Origin of the sequence: Variovorax sp. LjRoot175, from assembly GCF_964253805.1 — a bacterium.
Taxonomy (GTDB): Bacteria; Pseudomonadota; Gammaproteobacteria; order Burkholderiales; family Burkholderiaceae_C; genus Variovorax.
Genome location: NZ_CAXURY020000001.1, coordinates 2206453 through 2224757, shown reverse-complemented (window position 1 = coordinate 2224757; position 18305 = coordinate 2206453). Strand labels below are relative to the sequence as shown.

At 67.3% G+C, this 18305-nt stretch carries 17 protein-coding genes; 8 read left to right on the top strand and 9 right to left on the bottom strand.

The features are described 5' to 3' along the window. The first annotated feature begins 42 nt into the window (after nucleotides 1-42). The 3 genes from ACSQ89_RS11205 to ACSQ89_RS11195 are packed head-to-tail and all read left to right on the top strand — an operon-like array spanning nucleotide 43 to nucleotide 3173. Nucleotides 43-1071 carry a polyamine ABC transporter substrate-binding protein gene (locus tag ACSQ89_RS11205; protein WP_093109349.1) on the top strand — a complete coding sequence of 343 codons (1029 nt, stop codon included), beginning with the start codon at nucleotides 43-45 and terminating at the stop codon, nucleotides 1069-1071. A 6-nt stretch (nucleotides 1072-1077) separates the two neighbouring features. Next, entirely contained in the window at nucleotides 1078-2334 is a 1257-nt protein-coding gene (locus tag ACSQ89_RS11200; RefSeq protein WP_436295159.1) for an ABC transporter permease, read from the top strand. 17 nt (nucleotides 2335-2351) lie between these two features. Next, nucleotides 2352-3173: an ABC transporter permease gene (locus ACSQ89_RS11195; RefSeq protein WP_093109351.1), complete on the top strand. Its 822-nt coding sequence runs from the start codon at nucleotides 2352-2354 to the stop codon at nucleotides 3171-3173. Nucleotides 3174-3218: 45 nt separating this feature from the next. Here the strand turns inward: ACSQ89_RS11195 and ACSQ89_RS11190 are convergent, their stop codons facing one another. From ACSQ89_RS11190 to ACSQ89_RS11160, 7 genes are all read right to left on the bottom strand, one after another. Then, nucleotides 3219-4574, bottom strand: a complete 1356-nt coding sequence (locus ACSQ89_RS11190) for an MFS transporter (RefSeq protein ID WP_436295160.1) — start codon at nucleotides 4572-4574, stop codon at nucleotides 3219-3221. Beyond that, nucleotides 4571-5569, bottom strand: a complete 999-nt coding sequence (locus ACSQ89_RS11185; RefSeq protein ID WP_436295161.1) for an amidohydrolase family protein — start codon at nucleotides 5567-5569, stop codon at nucleotides 4571-4573. The genes ACSQ89_RS11190 and ACSQ89_RS11185 overlap by 4 nt, the downstream gene beginning before the upstream one ends. A gap of 9 nt (nucleotides 5570-5578) precedes the next feature. After that, entirely contained in the window at nucleotides 5579-6730 is a 1152-nt protein-coding gene (locus ACSQ89_RS11180; protein ID WP_244503965.1) for an acyl-CoA dehydrogenase family protein, read from the bottom strand. Nucleotides 6731-6884: 154 nt separating this feature from the next. After that, nucleotides 6885-7394 carry a flavin reductase family protein gene (locus ACSQ89_RS11175; protein WP_436295162.1) on the bottom strand — a complete coding sequence of 170 codons (510 nt, stop codon included), beginning with the start codon at nucleotides 7392-7394 and terminating at the stop codon, nucleotides 6885-6887. Between the two features lie 157 nt (nucleotides 7395-7551). Beyond that, on the bottom strand, nucleotides 7552-8484 hold the full coding sequence (locus ACSQ89_RS11170; RefSeq protein WP_093109356.1) for a LysR family transcriptional regulator: 933 nt from the start codon (nucleotides 8482-8484) through the stop codon (nucleotides 7552-7554). 23 nt (nucleotides 8485-8507) lie between these two features. Further along, nucleotides 8508-8918 carry an FKBP-type peptidyl-prolyl cis-trans isomerase gene (locus ACSQ89_RS11165; RefSeq protein ID WP_093109440.1) on the bottom strand — a complete coding sequence of 137 codons (411 nt, stop codon included), beginning with the start codon at nucleotides 8916-8918 and terminating at the stop codon, nucleotides 8508-8510. 59 nt (nucleotides 8919-8977) lie between these two features. Further along, nucleotides 8978-10015: a helix-turn-helix domain-containing protein gene (locus ACSQ89_RS11160; RefSeq protein WP_436295163.1), complete on the bottom strand. Its 1038-nt coding sequence runs from the start codon at nucleotides 10013-10015 to the stop codon at nucleotides 8978-8980. Between the two features lie 156 nt (nucleotides 10016-10171). Here ACSQ89_RS11160 and eat point away from each other — a divergent pair, with 156 nt between their 5' ends. From eat to ACSQ89_RS11135, 5 genes are all read left to right on the top strand, one after another. After that, nucleotides 10172-11578, top strand: a complete 1407-nt coding sequence (gene eat / locus ACSQ89_RS11155; protein ID WP_093109357.1) for an ethanolamine permease — start codon at nucleotides 10172-10174, stop codon at nucleotides 11576-11578. Between the two features lie 7 nt (nucleotides 11579-11585). Then, complete coding sequence (locus tag ACSQ89_RS11150; RefSeq protein ID WP_436295164.1) at nucleotides 11586-12980, top strand: ethanolamine ammonia-lyase subunit EutB; 1395 nt, start codon at nucleotides 11586-11588, stop codon at nucleotides 12978-12980. Next, complete coding sequence (gene eutC, locus ACSQ89_RS11145; RefSeq protein WP_436295165.1) at nucleotides 12977-13765, top strand: ethanolamine ammonia-lyase subunit EutC; 789 nt, start codon at nucleotides 12977-12979, stop codon at nucleotides 13763-13765. The genes ACSQ89_RS11150 and eutC overlap by 4 nt, the downstream gene beginning before the upstream one ends. Nucleotides 13766-13830: 65 nt before the next feature. Then, complete coding sequence (locus ACSQ89_RS11140) at nucleotides 13831-15120, top strand: haloacid dehalogenase-like hydrolase (protein ID WP_093109360.1); 1290 nt, start codon at nucleotides 13831-13833, stop codon at nucleotides 15118-15120. Nucleotides 15121-15169: 49 nt separating this feature from the next. Beyond that, nucleotides 15170-15748, top strand: a complete 579-nt coding sequence (locus tag ACSQ89_RS11135; RefSeq protein ID WP_436295166.1) for a peroxidase-related enzyme — start codon at nucleotides 15170-15172, stop codon at nucleotides 15746-15748. Nucleotides 15749-15755: 7 nt separating this feature from the next. Here ACSQ89_RS11135 and ACSQ89_RS11130 read toward each other — a convergent pair whose 3' ends face one another. Next, nucleotides 15756-17516 carry a phosphoethanolamine transferase gene (locus ACSQ89_RS11130; protein WP_436296184.1) on the bottom strand — a complete coding sequence of 587 codons (1761 nt, stop codon included), beginning with the start codon at nucleotides 17514-17516 and terminating at the stop codon, nucleotides 15756-15758. Nucleotides 17517-17562: 46 nt separating this feature from the next. Continuing rightward, entirely contained in the window at nucleotides 17563-18270 is a 708-nt protein-coding gene (locus tag ACSQ89_RS11125) for a phosphatase PAP2 family protein (protein ID WP_436295168.1), read from the bottom strand. Nucleotides 18271-18305 lie beyond the last annotated feature (35 nt).

The following is an 18305-nucleotide window of genomic DNA, read 5'->3' as shown; positions in this document are numbered from 1 at the left end:
CATCCCATTTCTCGTCACCGCCAACCCACAAGGAATCTTTCCATGAAAAAGACCCGCCTCGCCCTCATCGTCGCCGCCGCGCTCGCGCTGCCGGCATTTGCGCAGCAGCAGATCACCGTCGTCAACTTCGGCGGCGCCAACGCCAATGCCCAGAAGAAGGCCTACTACGAGCCCTTCGAGAAAACCGGCATCAAGGTCATCCCGGTCGAATACAACGGCGAGCAGGCCAAGATCAAGGCCATGGTCGAGACCAAGAAGGTCACCTGGGACGTGGTCGAGGTCGAATCGCCCGACGCTGCGCGCGGATGCGACGAAGGCCTGTTCGAGAAGCTCGACTACTCGAAGATCGGCAACAAGGCGGACTTCCTGCCGGCCGCTGTCACCGAATGCGGCGTCGGCGTGTTCGTGTGGTCCACCGTCATGGCCTACAACGGCGAGAAGCTCAAGACCGCCCCCACCTCCTGGGCCGATTTCTGGGACGTGAAGAAGATCCCGGGCAAGCGCGGCATGCGCAAGGGCGCGCGCTACAACCTCGAATTCGCGCTGATGGCCGACGGCGTGAAGCCGGCCGACATCTACAAGGTGCTGGCCACCAAGGAAGGCGCCGACCGCGCCTTCAAGAAGCTCACCGAGCTCAAGCCCAACATCCAGTGGTGGGAAGCCGGCGCGCAGCCGCCGCAGTTCCTGGTGGCCGGCGATGTGGTGCTGACCACGGTCTACAACGGCCGCATCGACGCCGCCAACCGCGAAGGCCGCAAGCTGAAGATCTTCTGGCCGGGCGGCATCTACGACCTCGACTACTGGGTCATTCCGAAGGGCGCGCCCAACAAGGAGGCATCGCTCAAGTTCATCCAGTTCGCCATGCAGCCGGCGGCGCAGGCGGTCTATGCGCAGAACATCGCCTACGGCCCGACCAACACCAAGGCCTTGGCTTCGCTCGACAAGAAGGTGCTGGACGACCTGCCGACCTCGGCCGCCAATGCCAAGGAAGCCATCCAGTTCAGCGTCGCCTTCTGGGCCGACCAGGGCGAGGCGCTCGAGAAGCGCTTCGCCTCGTGGGCCACGCAGTAAGCGGCCATGCACGCGGCAACGCTCGCCTCCCACCTCCCGGCGGAGGCCCCGCCGGGAGAGCTTCGGCGCGCCCTGGCGCGCGCCGAGGCGCGCCGCAAGTGGCGCGCGTTCGCGCTCACGCTGCCGCTGCTGCTGTTCCTGCTGCTCACGCTGCTGGTGCCGATCGTGGCGCTGCTGCAGCGCGCGGTCGAGAACCCGGAGGTGGCCAACGCCCTGCCCCGCACGGTGCGCGCGCTCGACGGCTGGAATCGCCAGGAGGCGCCCGCGCCGCAGGCCTACGCGGCGATCGCGGCCGACCTCGGCCAGCTGCCCGACAGCGCCGATGCGGGCGCGCTGGCGCGCCGGCTCAATACCGAAATCGCCGGCGCCCGCTCGCTCGTGATGAGCACCTACCGCGCGCTGCCGATCGCCGGCACGCCGGAGGAAATCAAGGCGCGCCTGCTGGAGATCGACGCGCGCTGGGGCGAGGTGCCCTACTGGCAGGCGATCGCCAAGAACGGCTCGCGCTGGACGCCCGACTACCTGCTGGCCTCGGTCGACCTGCGGCGCGACGCCGCGGGCAGCGTCGAGCGCATGCCGCCGGACCAGCGCGCCTTCGGCGGCATCCTCTTGCGCACCTTCGAGATCAGCGCCGTGGTCACCTTCTTCTGCCTGCTGCTGGCCTACCCGCTCGCATGGTGGCTGTCGACGCTGCCGGCGCGCAAGGCCAACGTGCTGATGATCCTGGTGCTGGTGCCCTTCTGGACCTCCATCCTGGTGCGCGTGGCGGCCTGGATCGTGCTGCTGCAGTCCGAAGGGCTGGTCAACCGCGGCCTCATGGGCATCGGGCTGATCGACCACCCGCTGGCGCTGCTGTTCAACCGCACCGGCGTGATCATCTCGATGGTCCACATCCTGCTGCCCTTCATGATCCTGCCGCTGTACAGCGTCATGAAAAGCGTGCCGCCGACCTACCTGCGCGCAGCCGTCTCGCTCGGCAGTCCCCCGCTGGCGGCCTTCTTCCGCGTCTACGTGCCCCAGACCTACCCCGGCATCGGCGCCGGCGCGCTGCTGGTGTTCATCCTGGCGATCGGCTACTACGTGACGCCGGCGCTCCTGGGCGGGGCCGACGACCAGATGCTGAGCTACTACGTCGCGCGCTACACCAACGTCGAGGTCAACTGGGGCATGGCCTGCGCGCTCGGCGCGCTGCTGCTGGCCGCCACGCTGGTGCTCTATGCCGTGTACCGCCGCGTCGGCAAGGCCGACCTGAGCCTGGGCTGAAGGCACGAAAGACAAGCATGCCGAAGCTTCTTCCCGAATTTCCCGCCTACGCCACCTTCGCCGACAAGCTCGGCTGGTGGGCGGTGCGCGCCGGCTGCGTGGCGGTGCTGGCCTTCCTGCTGGCGCCGATCCTGGTCGTGATCCCGCTGTCCTTTTCCGACAGCTCCTTCCTGGCCTACCCGATCCCCGGCTGGTCGCTCAAGTGGTACCGCAACCTGTTCGAGTCGCCGGAATGGGCCCGGGCGGCGCGCAACAGCTTCATCGTCGCGCCCGCCGCGACGGTGCTCGCCACCGTGCTGGGCACGCTGGCCGCGGTGGGCCTGTCGCGCACGGATTTCGCGTTCAAGGGCCTGCTCATGAGCGTGCTGATCTCGCCGATGGTGGTGCCGATCGTGGTGGTGGGCGTGGCGACGTACCTCTACTTCGCGCCCATCGGCCTGGCCGACAGCTACCTCGGCCTGATCGTGGTGCATGCCGCGCTGGGCGCGCCCTTCGTGCTGACCACCGTGCTGGCGACGCTGGCCGGCTTCAACCACAACCTGGTGCGCGCCTCGCTGAGCCTGGGCGAAACGCCTTTCAACACCTTCATGCGCATCACGCTACCGGTGATCGCGCCGGGCGTGATCTCGGGCGCGCTGTTCGCCTTTGCCACCTCCTTCGACGAGGTGGTGGTCACCCTGTTCCTGGCCGGGCCCGACCAGGTCACGCTGCCGCGCCAGATGTTCACCGGCATCCGCGAGAACATCTCGCCCACCATCGCCGCCGTCGCGACGCTGCTGATCGTGTTCACAACCAGCCTGCTGCTGGCGCTCGAATGGCTGCGCGGCCGCCGCCGCTGAACCTGCCTGGGCGACATCCAGAAGATCGCGCGCCAGGCATGCTTGCTATCCATGCACATGCAGTACCGCGGCCTCGCGCGTCGGCGCCGGCCGCGCTGCCAGCGAAGCGATTGCAATAGCGGCGACGATCGAGGCGCAGCCGATCAGAACGAACATGGGCATGGGCCCTGCAGAAACCTGCTGCAGCGTACCGACGACGAACGGCCCGAGGATCGCGCCGAAGCGGCCGACGCTGAGCATCATGCCAACCGCCGTTGCACGGACGTTGGTATCGAAGGAGCGGGCCGTGAAGTTGTTCAGCACGTACTGCGCACCGATCACGAAGAAACCGGCCGCTGCCGTGCACACGATGTTGACGACATGCCCGTCGAGGAAGACCAGCGAGAGCACCGAGAGCCCGCCCAGCGCCCACCAGGTCGCCAAAACGCTGCGGCTCGAGCCCCGACGGTCGGCCAGATAGCCGCAGGCCAGGCCGCCGGCGAATGACATGATCTGCATCAGCGCTCCGAATCCGAAGCTCGCCGCGAAGGTCTCGCCCCGCTTCATCATCACGGTCGGAATCCAGCCCGTGAGGCCGAAGATGCAGAAGAGGCTCAGGAAGGCGGCCAGCCAGATCGTGAGCGTCGTGCGGCGCGTCTGCGGCCTGAGGAGCGCGGCGACCGGATTGCGTTGAGTGACCGCTCCCGTCACCACCAGGCGCGCATTGCGGTACACCTCGGCGCGTTCGGGACGCAGGCGCGTCAGCAGCGCCCGGATGTCTTCGATGCGGCCCTTCAGCGCCAGGAACTTGACGGACTCCGGCAGGCAGAAATGCAGCGCGATGGTCAGCGGGATCGACAGCGAGCCGATCCAGTACAGCACCTTCCAGCCGAACAGCGGCGTGAGGAACACGCCCACCAGGCCGGCCATCGTGCCGCCCAGGGCCCAGCCGAACGCAACGCCCCACAGCGAGAAGGTGTTGGCCACGCGGCGCGGCGCGAGCTCGTTGATATAGGTCGTCGCGAGAGGCAGCAGCACGCCGAGGCCGAGGCCGGTCAGGACGCGAAGCGTACAGAACATCACGAACGAGTCGCCGAACAGGGGCGTCGCCAAGGTGAAGACACTGGTGATCCAAAGGCCGCCGAGCAAGGTCGCCCGCCGTCCCACGCGGTCGGCCACGATGCCATGTACTCCGGCGCCGATCAGGAAGCCCACCAGCCCGCTAGAGACCAGAAAGCCCGCCTGTCCCGGCGCGAGGCCCCAGGGTCCCGCCACGTAGTGGATGACGTAGGCCGGATTGAAGGTGTCGTAGCCGTCGAACAATGTGAGCGTCGCCATCATGACGCCCAGCCACTTGTGCAAGCGGCCGACCTTCGCTTCGGCCAGCTCCTCGTTGACGTCGATGTTGACGTGATCAGTCATGTCTGTCTCCTTTGTAATGTGTCCAGCCCGAACAGTTCGATCGCGTTGGTGCGCCCTATCTTTTCGCGATCGCGCTCGCTGATGCTGGCCGAATCGAACCAGCGGGCGGCATGGTCGACGTTCTCGAACGGCCAGTCGGTCGAGAACAGGATCCGGTCGGCGCCGATCTCCAGGATCGCGTCGATGAGCGTCTGCGTGCGGAAGTTGCCCGAGGTCGTGAGGTAGAAGTTCTCGCGGAAGTACTCGGCGATCTTCCGGCGCGCGGGATAGGCGGGCGGCGTCTCGAGCCACGCATTGCGGTTGTCGATGCGCCACATGCTGTACGGCAGCCCCTCGCCCATGTGTCCGAGGATCAGGGTGAGCTTCGGATACTCGTCGAACAGGCCGCTGCACATCAGGCGCAAGGCGTGAACGGCCGTCTCCTGGCCGAAGCCCCAGGTCGGCCCCAGCAGCCAGGGATGACCGTCGTAGATGCGTGCGTCGGCCGGCAGCGGGTTGCGCGGATGCAGATAGAAGGGCACGTCGAGCTTCTGCACGACGTCCCAGAAGGGCCAGTACCGGGCATGGTCGTAGTAGAGGACCGAGTTGGGATCAGCGGTCTGGGAGAAGCCATTGACCAGCGCGCCCTTGAAGCCAAGTTCCTTGACGCAGCGCTCGAGCTCGCGGGCCGCCAGCTCCGGGTCCTGCATCGGCAGTGCCGCGAAGGCCTGGAAACGGTCCGGCCGCCTGGCGACCTGCTCGGCGAGGAAGTCGTTCGCGCGGCGAGCGACGTCGTTGGCACGCGCCGTGTCCGGGATCGCCTGAACGGCCGGCGCGTTGAGCGACAGCAGCATCATCTGCATGCCGTTGGCATCCATCTCGCGCAGGCGCCGGTCGTGGATGTCGAGCAGGCGGGAGCGCAACTCCGGCCAGTGCGTCTGCGGAACGAAGCCCGCGGAGTCCATCAGGGTTTCTTCGAGAGCGAAGTGCTCTTCGAGTCCAATCTTTCCTTGCATGTCCGATCCTTAGTATTGGCCCTTGGGCTCGAGACCGAGCGCCATCTGGCCGGCCATGGTTCCCACTGCATCCCAGTTCAGGCTGATGTGGCGACCCACGGCGTTGGCGTCGCGCCAGGCGCGCTGGACAGGGTTGGACATCGCGAGTCCTTGCCCGCCGGTGGAAGCATTCAATGCCTCTGCGCTGCGGATCGCAAGCGAGACCGCGAAGGCCTGCCCGCGCCGGCTGGAGATCCGGTCTTCCACCGTGATCTCCTCGCCGGACCGGGCCGTCAGTGCCCGGGCTCGGAGGTCGCGCAGCAGGATCTCGCGGGCCGCATCGGTGCCCGCCCCCGCTTCCGCTACACGCAGCTGGATGGTCGGGAATTCCGCCATCCGGTTGTTGCCTCCGGCCACGGCCCCGCGGGTCACGCGCTGGCCGGTCGCCTCGAGGTAGTCGTCCAGCGCGCCGGCCGCAGCACCCACACCCGCCGCTGCAAGGCATGACGGGATGTTCGACAGCATCGGGATGCCGAAGCCCGGGTTGTCGTGCACCCGACTGCCCGGCGTGCGGCCGCTGGTGGTCTCGCGGAAGGTGAGGATCCGGTGCTTCGGCACGAACACGTCGTCCAGCACCAGCGTCTTGCTGCCGGTGCCTGCAAGGCCGACCACATCCCAGGTGCCGTCGATGAGGTAGTCGGTCGCGGGCACCAGGAAAAAGGCAGGCCCCGGCGCAGGTCCGGCTTCCTGGGCAGGCAGAACCGATGCGCAGACCGCCCACTGGGCGCCGTCGCAGCCGCTGGCGAAAGCCCAGCGTCCGGTGAGCCGGTAGCCATCAGCCACCGCGACGGCTTTTCCTGCCGGGGCGTAGGAGCCACAGATGGCCGCGTCCGCGTCGTCATCCCAGACATCGCGCTGCGCCTGGGCATCGAAACTGGCGACCAGCCACTGATGGGCGGCATAGAGACCATAGACCCATGCAGTCGATGCGCATGCGCGGGCGAGTTCCATCACGAGTTCGACCAGCACGTCGAAGTCGTATTCGTGGCCTCCGAAGCTCGTCGGCTGGACGACGCGGTACAGGCCTGCTTCGCGCAAGGCATCGAGACTGTCGGCGGGGATGCGTCCGAGCCGCTCGGTGTCGCCGGCCCTGGCCTTGATGGCGGGCAGCAAGGCCTTCATCCTCGAATGGAGTTCGGCAGGCGTCGGCCGTTGTGCGAACGAAGGAATCGATTGAGGTTTTTCGCGCGAAATGTCGCAGGACATGGGACCACCTGTCGAGAAAGAAGTAGAGAAAGGAAGAAGTGGCGCGGCACGCCCCGCGCGGCACGGCCGGTCAGGCCGCTGGACTCGTCACGCAGTACGAAGCGTCCTGGTAGACCAGGGGAGCGATGGCATCGCGCAGGCCGACATGCTCGACCTGGCCGACCAGGATGGTGTGCGTGCCGTACGGAATGGCGGCCGCCTTCCGGCAGAACAGGTTGGCCTGGGCGTCCTCAAGATAGGGAATGCCATCCTCGGTGCGCGACCAGGTGCCCAGCGCGAAACGCTCCTCGGCCGCAACCGCGCCGCTGAAGGCGGCCGACAACTCGACCTGCTCGCAGTGCAGCACGTTCACGCAAAAGCGTCGCGCACGGAACATGATGTCGTGCAGCAGGGTCTTCTGGTTAAGACAGATGAGGAGCGATGGCGGGCTCATCGAGAGCGAGGTCACTGCTGTGGCCGTCATGCCGTGACGACGCTCGTGGTCGGCTGCAGTGATGATCGTCACCGTCGAGGCGAACCGGCGCATCGCGGCGCGGAATGCGGTGTCGACCTGCTGCGGATCTACCGTCACAGTATTCATCTTTGTCTCCTCGGGTCGACTCCATGAACGAAGCGTGTCGACCTCTGAAGAAACTGTATGCGGCGGGATGAAAACTGGCCAATGCAAAGGTTGCACATGCAAAGTGCACGCCGTCGATGAGCTCGCCGCCGCGTGCAGAGCACAGACGGGCGCCCGTCTAGGCGGCCTGCTCCGAGGCGCTGCTCGCTTCCGCGGCGGCGCCGATGGCCACCAGCTTCTGCCTGAGCCAGCGGTGCTGCGGACTTTGCTGCAGGCGGCGGTTCCAGATCAGGCGGAACTCGACGCGCGGCACGGCGAAGGGCAGTTCCATCGCAACCAGCCGCCCCGACTGCGCGAAGACGCGCGCCGCGCCTCGCGTCACGGTGGTGACCATGTCGGAGCGGGTCAGGGCGATGACCGCGGCCAGCCCATGGGGCAGGCGCATCGCGATGCTTCTGCGCAGATTCCGATCGGCCAGCGCCGAGTCGACCAGATCGTCCGACGCGCCGCTCATGCTGACCAGCAGGTGCGGCGCCTGCAGGTAGCTCTCCAGCGTCAGCGGCGCAGTGGCGAGCGGATGGTCCGCACGCATCACGCAAACGTGGCTGTCGCCCAGCAGACGGCAGGTCATGAACCGATCGGGCAGCCCGCGAAAGAAGCCGATGCCGATGTCGGTGCGTCCCTGATCGATTCCAACCAGGATATCGTCGACCGAGCCCGGGCGAACGGTCAGGGACAGCAGCGGTGCCTCGGTCCGCATCTCGTCGACCAGTTGCGGCAGGATGATGATGGTCTCGTGGGTTTCGACGGCGATCTGAATCTCGCCCTGCGCTTCCTCCGGAACGAAGCGCTCCGGCGTCAACGCCGTCTGTATGCTCTGCAGCGCGATCCGCAACGGCCCGGCCAGGCTCAGCGCCCTCGCCGTGGGCTCCATGCCGGTCGTGGTCCGAACCAGGATCTCGTCGCCGAGCAGTTTGCGCAGGCGATCGAGCGCATGACTGGTCGCCGACTGGCTCAGGCCGATGCGCTCTCCGGCCCGGCGCACCCCGCGCTCTTCGATGAGCGCTTCGAGCACCACCAGCAGATTGAGATCGATCGAGCGAAGATTCATGAACCGGATGCGAGCGGCCGGCCTCAGCGCTTGGTGACCGAGATCAGCTCGATCTCGAAGTTGAGCGTGGCATTGGGCGGAATCACGCCGCCCGCACCGCGGGTGCCGTAGGCGATCGACGGCGGGCAGGTCAGCTTGGCCTTGCCGCCCGGCTTCATCTTCTGCACGCCCTCGGTCCAGCACGGGATCACACCGTTCAACGGGAACTCGGTAGGCTCGTTGCGCTTATAGGAGCTGTCGAACTCCTTGCCGCTGTCGGGGAAGGTGCCGCGGTAGTGCACCTTGACCGCGTCGGTGGCGGCGGGCGAGGCGCCCTTGCCTTCGACCAAGGACTGGTAGATCAGCCCGCTCGGGGTGGTGACGGGGCCCGACTGCGCCCAGGCAGTCGGCAAGACGAACGCGGAAACAAGGGCAGCGCAGAAAAGTGATCGCACGGGGCAGGCCTTCGGTGAGTGGATGACCACTCATTATTGCCAACCGGCACCCAGGCGCCTCAGTGCGTCAGCCTGGCCTGCCGAAGCGTCTCCGAGGGCAGCTCGCCGAACATGGCCTTGTACTCCTGCGAGAAGCGGCCCATGTGGAAGAAGCCCCATTGCGCGGCGACATCCTGCACCGTGCTTGCGGCCTGCGGCAGGCGCAGCTTGCGCCGGCAGGCATTGAGGCGCACGGCCCGCAGGAACTCCACCGGCGACTCGCCGACCACGCTGCGGAAGTGATTGCGCAGGGTGCGCGGTGTGAGGTGCAGCTGCAGGCACAGGTCGTCCACGGACATGGCGTGGTTGAGCGGATGCACGACGAGCGAGCGCGCCGCCATGACGGCCGCCAGGCGGCGCTGGCTGGCTTGCAGCTGGGCGATGAAGCCGTCGGCTTGCGTCGTGCCCGCCAGCAGACCCAGCAACTGGTCGAGCAGGGTCTGCAGGGCGGCACGGCCCCAGCTCTGCTCGGTTTCGCCGCTGGCACCGAGGCCCAGCAGCGACTCGATGGTCTGGCACAAAGCGACATGCACGTGGGGCGCAACCGCGGCCGCATGCACCAGCGCACCCTGGCCGATGAGCGGTGGGCGAAGGCCCAGGCGCTGTATCTGCGTGCCCAGCCATTCCTCGTCGACGACGACGCCGTAGATCCCGAAGTTCCGGGGCGTGCGCAGCACGAAACCGTCGTTCGCCCGGGCCGACATCACCAAGCGCATGCGATCGGCACGCTGCAGGCGCCCCGAGAAATGCAATGGCTCGTGGCTGTGGCCGTCAGGCACGCCGAACCAGATCGACCCGCGCCAGGGCAGGCATTGCTGGCTGGTCTGCTGGCCGGTGTGTTCGTGGAATATCTGCAGGCGCGGCCCATCGATCCACAGCTCGCGCACGGCGCCCTCGAAGCGCCCGCAGGACAGCTGGTCGTACTCCTGGCGCCAGGCGGAGATGTGCGTCGCGTGTTCGTCCACATCGCAGCTCACGCGCTCGGCGTATCGCAGGCGATGGCCGCCTGCCGGGAGCGCCGGCGGGTTCGGCAAGGGTGCGGACGCGTCGATGGGCAAGGCCGGATCCAGTGAACGAAGGGTAGGTCTCCTGTCGAAAGCAAGACAGATGCCAGATGCCGCGAGGCTTGCCGCCGTGCTTTTTCCGATTCCGGATAGCGCCGCGGCCCCTGATTTGGTCGAATCCGCTCATTGCCATCCAAGAGGGAAAACACCATGAGTTCATTGGAAGCACCGCCTGTACCCGGCCCCGCGTCGGGCCATCTCAAGAAGGTGCTCGGACCCATGCAGCTGTGGGGCATTGCCGTCGGCCTGGTGATCTCGGGCGAGTATTTCGGCTGGAGCTACGGCTGGAACACCGCCGGCACGCTGGGCTTCCTGGTCGCGACGGTGCTCGTGGCCACGATGTACACGACCTTCATCTTCAGCTTCACCGAGCTCTCCACGGCGATCCCGCATGCGGGCGGACCCTTCGCCTATGCGCGGCGCGCCTTCGGGCCCAACGGCGGCTTCGTCGCCGGCTTCGCGACGCTGGTGGAGTTCGTGTTCGCGCCGCCGGCCATCGCGCTGGCGATCGGCGCCTATCTCAACGTGCAGTTCCCTGGCATCAACCCGAAGTGGTTCGCGCTCGGTGCCTATGTGATCTTCATCGGCCTCAACTGGATCGGCATCGGCATCGCCGCGGCCTTCGAGCTCTTCGTCACGGTGCTGGCCATCTTCGAGCTGCTGGTGTTCATGGGCGTGGTCGCGCCCGGCTGGTCGATGGCCAACTTCACGGCCCACGGCTGGGCCGGCGGCGAGGTGCTCAACGGCGCGGCGATCTCGGGCATCTTCGCCTCGATCCCGTTCGCGATCTGGTTCTTCCTGGCGATCGAGGGCGCGGCGATGGCGGCCGAAGAGGCGCGCGATCCGCACCGCACCATTCCGCTGGCCTACACGACCGGCATCGTGACGCTGGTGGTGCTGGCCTTCGGCGTGATGATCTTCGCCGGCGGCGTGGGCGACTGGCGCAAGCTCGCCAACATCAACGACCCGCTGCCGCAGGCGATGAAAGTGGTGGTCGGCGAGAACAGCGGCTGGCTGCACATGCTGGTGTGGATCGGCCTGTTCGGGCTGATCGCCTCCTTCCACGGGATCATCATGGGCTACTCGCGCCAGATCTTCGCGCTGGCGCGCGCCGGCTACCTGCCCGCCACCTTCGCGGCGCTCAGCCCGCGCTTCAACACGCCGCACCGCGCGCTGGTGGCCGGCGGCGTCATCGGCGTGGCCGCGATCTTCAGCGACGAATGGGTGCAGTTCGGTGGCCAGACGCTGACGGCCAACATCGTCACGATGGCGGTGCTGGGCGCCATCGTCATGTACCTGATCTCGATGGCCGCGCTGTTCAAGCTCAGGCGCACCGAACCCGGCCTGGAACGCACCTACCGCGCGCCCTTCTACCCGGTGTTTCCGGCCATCGCCCTGGGGCTCGGAGTGGTTTGCCTTGGCGCGATGATCTGGTTCAACGGCATGCTGACGCTGCTGTTCCTGGTGTTGATGGCGCTGGCCTACGGCTACTTCCGGCTGACGGCCGATCAACGCAAGGCGGCAGCGCCGGACGAGATGTTGTCCACCACCGTCTGAGCTTTCGATGCGCTACCGCACCACGATCGATTCGCAGGCCTTCTCCTTCGAAGACCTCAAGCAGGTCATGGCCGTCGCGAGCCCGGCGCGCTCGGGCGACTACCTCGCCGGCGTGGGCGCGGCCACCGCGCAGCAGCGCATGGCGGCGCGCCATGTGCTGGCCGAGACGCCGCTCAAGCAGTTCCTGACCGAGGCACTCGTTCCCTATGAAGAAGACAACATCACGCGGCTCATCATCGATGGGCACGACGCGCAGGCGTTCGCGCCGGTGGCGCACCTGAGCGTCGGCGACTTCCGCAACTGGCTGCTGTCCGAACAGGCCGACACCGCGGCGCTGACCGCGCTGGCCCCCGGGCTCACGCCGGAGATGGTGGCCGCGGTATCCAAGCTCATGCGCAACCAGGACCTCGTCGCGGTGGCGCGCAAGTGCAGCGTGGTCACGCGCTTTCGCGACACCATCGGCCTGCCCGGCCATCTCTCGGTGCGGCTGCAGCCCAACCATCCGACCGACGACCTGCGCGGCGTGGCGGCCTCCACGCTGGACGGCCTGCTCATGGGCGCCGGCGACGCGGTGATCGGGCTCAACCCGGCCTCCGACAGCATGCAGGTGCTCGGCGATCTGCTGCGCATGCTCGACGAGGTGATCCAGCGCTTCGAGATCCCGACGCAGAGCTGCGTGCTGACCCACGTCACCAACACGCTGAAGCTGGCCGAGGCCGGCGCGCCGGTCGACCTGGTGTTCCAGTCGATCGGCGGCACCGAGAAGACCAACCGTTCCTTCGGCGTCACGCCCGAGCTGCTCGACGAAGCCTACGCCGCCGCGCTGGCGCTGAAACGCGGCACGGTCGGCGACAACGTCATGTACTTCGAAACCGGCCAGGGCAGCGCGCTCTCGGCCAACGCCAACGCCGGCCTCGACCAGCAGACCTGCGAAGCGCGCGCCTATGCGCTGGCGCGGCGCTACAAGCCGCTCCTGATCAACACCGTGGTCGGCTTCATCGGGCCCGAGTACCTCTACGACGGCAAGCAGATCATCCGCGCCGGCCTCGAAGACCACTTCTGCGGCAAGCTGCTGGGCCTGCCGCTGGGCTGCGACGTCTGCTACACCAACCATGCCGAAGCCGACCAGGACGATATGGACACGCTGCTGGTGCTGCTCGGCACCGCCGGCATCAACTTCATCATGGGCGTGCCGGGCGCGGACGACGTGATGCTCAACTACCAGAGCACCTCCTTCCACGACGCGCTGTTCCTGCGCGAAACCATGGGCCTGCAGCGCGCGCCCGAGTTCGAGGCCTGGCTGCAGCGCATGCAGATCACCGGCAGCGACGGCCGGCTGCAGCCGCCCTCTTCCAACCGGCTGCTGGCCGACATGGGCGCGCTGAAGGCGCTGGCCTCATGACGGACGAGGCGGTCACACGCAGTCCCTGGGGCGAGTGGCGCAACGCGACGCCGGCTCGCCTGGCGCTGGGCCGCGCCGGCGCCGGCATGCCGACCGACGAGGTGCTGCGCTTCGGCTGGGCCCATGCGATGGCGCGCGACGCGATCCATGCCGCCCTGGATGCCGGCGCACTCGAGCAGGCGCTGAAGGCCGCGGGATGGACAGTCGCGCACGCCCGCAGCCGGGCCGAGGATCGCACCACCTATCTGCGGCGCCCCGACCTCGGCCGCCAGTTGCACGCCGACGATGCGATGCGACTGCGCGAATCGGCAGGCGCCGCAACGGATGTCTGCATCGTCGTCGGCGACGGCCTGTCCTCGCTCGCGGTGGAGCGTCATGCCGTGCCGCTGCTCACGGCATTGCGTTCGCAACTGCCGCCGGGCACGCGCTTCGCGCCGGTCGTCATCGCCACGCAGGCGCGCGTCGCGCTGGCCGACGAGATCGGCGAGCTGTTCGCGGCCCAACTCTCGGTGATGCTGATCGGCGAGCGGCCCGGCCTCAGCTCGCCGGACAGCCTCGGCATCTATCTCACGCACACGCCACGCCGCGGCCGCCACGATGCGGAGCGCAACTGCATCTCCAACGTGCGGCCGCAAGGCCTGTCCTACGACGCCGCCGCCTTCAAGCTGGCCTGGCTGATGCGGCAGGCCCTGCGCCTGGGCCTGACCGGCGTGGCGCTGAAGGATGAAAGCGATGCGGCGGTGCTCGAAGGCGGCACGACGCCGCCCACGCTTCCGGCGCCCTGAGCCGCCGCCGCAACACCGTTTCGTCTCGTTTCCCATCCCCCTGTCACTTGAAGGAAGAAAACTCCATGAAGAGGAACTTTGCCCGTGTCTTGCCGATGGTCCTGGCCGCTGCCTTGGCGGCCGGCTGTGCCGGCGGGCCATTCGGGGCGGCAGCGCCCAGCGCCAGCATTCAGCCGCTTGCCGCGGGCCGTTGGGACCCTTTCAACCGGCAGCAGATCGATGCGTTGATCGCCGGCCTCGGCAGAGGCAGCCCGGCCTACAACGCATCGAAGCCGCCGTACGTGGTCTTCGACTGGGACAACACCAGCATCTTTCTCGATATCGAAGAGGCATCGCTGATCTACCAGCTGGAGAACCTCGCCTTCGGCGCCACGCCGGCACAGCTCGAAACGGCGTTGCGCAAGAACATTCCGAAAACCAACTTTGCGCCGGCCCACAACAACGCGGCGGGGCAGCCGGTCAACATCGACAGCATCGTGCCGGACATCGTTGCCAGCTACACCTGGCTCTACCGGAACTACAGCGGCCTCCAGGGCAGCATGCCGCTCGCGGCCGTCAAGCAGAACCCGAACTACACGGCCTTCGTGACCAAGGTCCGCTACTTGTACGAAGCCATCGGCGACACCTTCGACCACGACACGGCCTACCCCTGGGTCACCTATCTCTTCGTCGGGCTCAACGAGGCGCAGGTGCGCAAGCTCACGGCCGATACGGTGGCCTGGCAACTCAAGCAGCCGGTGGAAAAGGTCAAGTGGAGCACGCCGGCCGCCCTGCCCGGCCAAGCCGGCGTCGTCTCGGTGAGCTGGAAGAACGGCCTGCGCCTGGTTCCCGAGATGCAGGAGCTGTACGCCAGGTTCCGCAACGCGGGCTTCGATGTCTGGGTCTGCTCGGCCTCCTTCGTCGACGTGATCAAGGAGATCTCCTCGAACCCGGCCTTCGGCTACGACAACCCGGCAGAGCGCGTGCTGGCGATGGAACTCGAACGCGATGCCAAGGGCGTGATCCAGCCCGAATACCGTCGCGGCTACGACCAGACCCAGGGACGGGGCAAGACCAAGAACATCCAGCGCTTCCTGGTCAGCAAATACGGCTATGGGCCCAGCTTCATCGCCGGCGACAGCGAAGGCGACCAGAACATGATGGCCGACTTCGCGGACACCAAGAAGGTGCTGATCGTCAATCGGCTGCGCGACGGCAAGACGGACATCGGCAAGTTCTCGGTGCTCGCCGCGCAGGGCTACGGCAAGGCCGATACGCGCTACCTGCTACAGGGCCGCGACGACAACACGGGCCTGTTCGTGCCGTCGCAACTGCACACGCCACTGGGCGCCACGCAGGGCAAGACGCTCAAGTAGACTCGTCTCGAAGCGCACCGGCTGCCGTGCCGGACACCAGGAGACGACCATGGCCGAACGCTATCCCCTCGCCGAGCTCGAGGACCTGCCCGAAGATATCCGCATCAAGGTGCTCGAAGTGCAGGAGAAAGCCGGCTTCGTGCCCAACGTGTTCCTGGCGCTCGCGCGCCGGCCGGCCGAGTGGCGCGCCTTCTTCGCCTACCACGATACGCTGATGCTGAAGGAGGAAGGCACTCTCACCAAGGGCGACCGCGAGATGATCGTCACCGCCACCAGCGCCGCCAACCAGTGCCTCTACTGCGTGGTGGCGCACGGCGCGCTGTTGCGCATCTACGAGAAGAAGCCGCTGGTGGCCGACCAGGTGGCAGTCAACTGGCGCAAGGCCGACATCACGCCGCGCCAGTACGCGATGCTCGAGTTCGCGATGAAGGTCTGCGAGCGCTCGCACGAGATCGACGACGCCGACTTCCCGCCGCTGCACGCGCACGGCTTCAGCGACGAGGACATCTGGGACATCGCCGCCATCACCGCCTTTTTCGGCCTTTCCAACCGCATGGCCAGCTTCAGCGGCATGCAGCCGAACCCGGAGTTCTTCCTGATGGGGCGGCTGCCGCGCGAGAAGAAGTAGGGCCTATTCAGGCCGGCGCGCCGCGGCAAGAGGCCAGCGCATCGAGCGCGGGCTTGTAGCTCGGCGTCTTCAGGTCCATCAGGCCCAGCACCGTGTGATAGAGGTTGTCGTGCGTGAGCGGCGTGTCGAGCCCCGCCTCCATGCATGAACGCGAGAGCTTGTCGCGCGCGCTCATGCCCTCGCCGAACCACGCGACCATCGGTATGTGCTTCTGCACCTCGGGCGCAAAGCTGTAGGGCACGCCATGCAGGAACAGCCCGTACTCGCCCAGCGATTCGCCGTGATCGCTGAGATAGAGCAATGCAGGGTCGTAGCTCCTGGACTGCGCCTTCAGCCAGTCGATGGTCTTGCCTAGAAAGCGGTCGGTGTAGGCAATCGAGTTGTCGAAGCCGTTGATCAGCTCGGCGTGGCTGCATTCGGCCAGCGCGTTGCTCTTGCACTCGGGCAGGAAGCGCTTGGCATCGGGCGAAGAGCGCTTGTAGTAGGCCGGGCCATGGCTGCCCATCTGGTGCATGACCAGCACCACGCCCTTGCCGCGGCGCTCGGCCGGCAAGGCGGCCAGGCGCGCATCCAGGCCATGGAGCATGACGTCGTCGAGGCATTCGTCGCCTTCGCAAAGCGCGCTCTTCACGCTCGGGTCGACGGTGTCGAAGGCCGACGCGTGCGGCACGCGGTCGCAGACGCCCTTGCAGCCGCCGGCCTGGTTGTCGAGCCAGAACACCGCGAGGCCGGCGGCCTGCAGCACGTCCATCAGGTTCTCGTACTCGTCCTTGCGCGCCTCGAAGGCGGTCTTGCCCAGCGGCGAGAACATGCAGGGCACAGAGGCCAGCGTGTTGGTGCCGCAGGAATGAACGTCGCGCCAGCTCAACACCTTGTGCGCAGCGAGTGCCGGCGTGGTGTCGCGCGCATAGCCGTTCAGCGCAAAGTGGTCGGCCCGCGCCGTCTCGCCCACCATCAGCACGAAGAGCGGCGGCCGGGCCTGCGCCGCATAGCTGGCGCCCAGTGCCGCGCCGCCGGACACCGGGATCAGCTCGCGGCTGTGCTTGAACATCGGCCTGATGGCGACCGCGCTGGCCGAATAGATGCTGGCCAGCGGATTCATCATGTAGCGCAGGTGGACGTTGTTGCGCATCAGCGGCGCGAGCTCCCGGCCCATCGCCAGCGCACCGCCCACCGCCACGGCCACCGCTGCGACGAGCAGCAGCGCATTGCGCCAGGCTTGCGAGACGAAGCGCATCGGGACGACCTGCACGCGCCACAGCGCCCAGGCAGGCAAGGCGGCGACCAGCAGCACGTGGAACAGCAGGCGCCAGCTCAGCAGGTCGTTCACCTCGTGGGCATCGGTCTGCATCGCGTTGGCCAGCATGCTGGGGTCCATCACCACCCGGTAGCTCTGCATGTAGTGCTGGGCCACGGCGGCGACCACGACGACGGCGAACCAGACCGGCTTCATCCAGCGCGACCAGGCGGTGAAGGACAGCAGCGCGACGCTGCCGCAGACGACGAGCAGCGCCATCGCCGCGATCGACGGCAAGTACATGCTCGGCGCACCGCCGATGCGCGCCAGCTCGTTCCACAGCGGCCAATTGGTGGCCAGCGCCAGGTAGAGGCTCAGCCAGAGGACCACGCTGCGCGCCGAGCGCGGCCGCGCGAGCCAGGCATCGATGTGCTGCCAGAGCGACGTGGACGCCTCAGCGCCCTGCGCCGGCGTGGCGAGCGGCAGGTCATGCGCAGATGGGGGGAAGGAGCGAGCATTCGAAACAGGCATCCAGCGAGTCTGGAAAGCTGGACTGAAAACTCACTGAATGCGCAGCTCAGGATTCGTTCAGCTTCGGAAGGCCGGCCAGCCGCGCAACCCCGGTCGGGCCCCGGTGCACGAAGGCATCGATCGCGAAGCCTACCGTCCAGCAGATCCACGCGGTCCAGAGCGTGTGGCTCATGTAGTGGGCGCCGCGCAGCTGCTGCACCAGCCCCAGCAGCAGCCCGGCAGCGAGCGCGCCGAAGAGCCATCTTCGCGCCACCGCGGGCGCGGCGCGGCGCCATGCGAACCAGCCGCCCGCATAGGCAAAGGCCGCAGACGCGTGGCCGGCCGGAAAGCAGCCGCCCGGGCCGCCGTCTTGCACGCCCCACGACCAGTGGGAGACGTAGTGCGCGACCCCGCCGAAGAGCTGGAGGTCCCAGGGACAGCTGGTATGGCTCGTAGTCTTGACCAGCGAGACGGCCAGCACGGAGGCCAGCACGGTGAATGCGAGCTGTGCTCTTTCGCGCATGCGCAGCAGACGCAGGATGCCGATGGGCCAGCGGATGCCGGCAAACAGCGCGAGCACCATCAGCCAGCTCAGGGACCGCGCGCCCTCGTGCACGACCTGGACCAGGAACCAGTCGCTGCGCCACGGAAAACCCATCGGCGTGCCCGCCATCGCCGCGAGCTTCAGGTCGAGGCCGGTGGCATCCCAGAGCAGGAGAAGAGCCAGTGTCAGAAGAATCCAGGCGAGCGGACGAGCGGCAAGGGAACGGATCATGCGCGGCCAAGCTTAGGGTCCGCGCCTGAACTGAA

Bases quoted from the DNA above. Each gene is read 5' to 3' on its own strand.
- ACSQ89_RS11200 (WP_436295159.1), top strand. From the start codon at position 1,078: ATGCACGCGGCAACGCTCGCCTCCCACCTCCCGGCGGAGGCCCCGCCG.
- ACSQ89_RS11135 (WP_436295166.1), top strand. From the start codon at position 15,170: ATGGCCGAACGCTATCCCCTCGCCGAGCTCGAGGACCTGCCCGAAGAT.
- ACSQ89_RS11205 (WP_093109349.1), top strand. From the start codon at position 43: ATGAAAAAGACCCGCCTCGCCCTCATCGTCGCCGCCGCGCTCGCGCTG.
- ACSQ89_RS11185 (WP_436295161.1), bottom strand. From the start codon at position 5,569: ATGCAAGGAAAGATTGGACTCGAAGAGCACTTCGCTCTCGAAGAAACC.
- ACSQ89_RS11140 (WP_093109360.1), top strand. From the start codon at position 13,831: ATGAAGAGGAACTTTGCCCGTGTCTTGCCGATGGTCCTGGCCGCTGCC.
- ACSQ89_RS11170 (WP_093109356.1), bottom strand. From the start codon at position 8,484: ATGAATCTTCGCTCGATCGATCTCAATCTGCTGGTGGTGCTCGAAGCG.
- ACSQ89_RS11150 (WP_436295164.1), top strand. From the start codon at position 11,586: ATGCGCTACCGCACCACGATCGATTCGCAGGCCTTCTCCTTCGAAGAC.
- ACSQ89_RS11180 (WP_244503965.1), bottom strand. From the start codon at position 6,730: ATGAAGGCCTTGCTGCCCGCCATCAAGGCCAGGGCCGGCGACACCGAG.
- ACSQ89_RS11190 (WP_436295160.1), bottom strand. From the start codon at position 4,574: ATGACTGATCACGTCAACATCGACGTCAACGAGGAGCTGGCCGAAGCG.
- ACSQ89_RS11175 (WP_436295162.1), bottom strand. From the start codon at position 7,394: ATGAATACTGTGACGGTAGATCCGCAGCAGGTCGACACCGCATTCCGC.
- ACSQ89_RS11195 (WP_093109351.1), top strand. From the start codon at position 2,352: ATGCCGAAGCTTCTTCCCGAATTTCCCGCCTACGCCACCTTCGCCGAC.
- eutC (WP_436295165.1), top strand. From the start codon at position 12,977: ATGACGGACGAGGCGGTCACACGCAGTCCCTGGGGCGAGTGGCGCAAC.
- ACSQ89_RS11130 (WP_436296184.1), bottom strand. From the start codon at position 17,516: ATGCCTGTTTCGAATGCTCGCTCCTTCCCCCCATCTGCGCATGACCTG.
- ACSQ89_RS11125 (WP_436295168.1), bottom strand. From the start codon at position 18,270: ATGATCCGTTCCCTTGCCGCTCGTCCGCTCGCCTGGATTCTTCTGACA.
- eat (WP_093109357.1), top strand. From the start codon at position 10,172: ATGAGTTCATTGGAAGCACCGCCTGTACCCGGCCCCGCGTCGGGCCAT.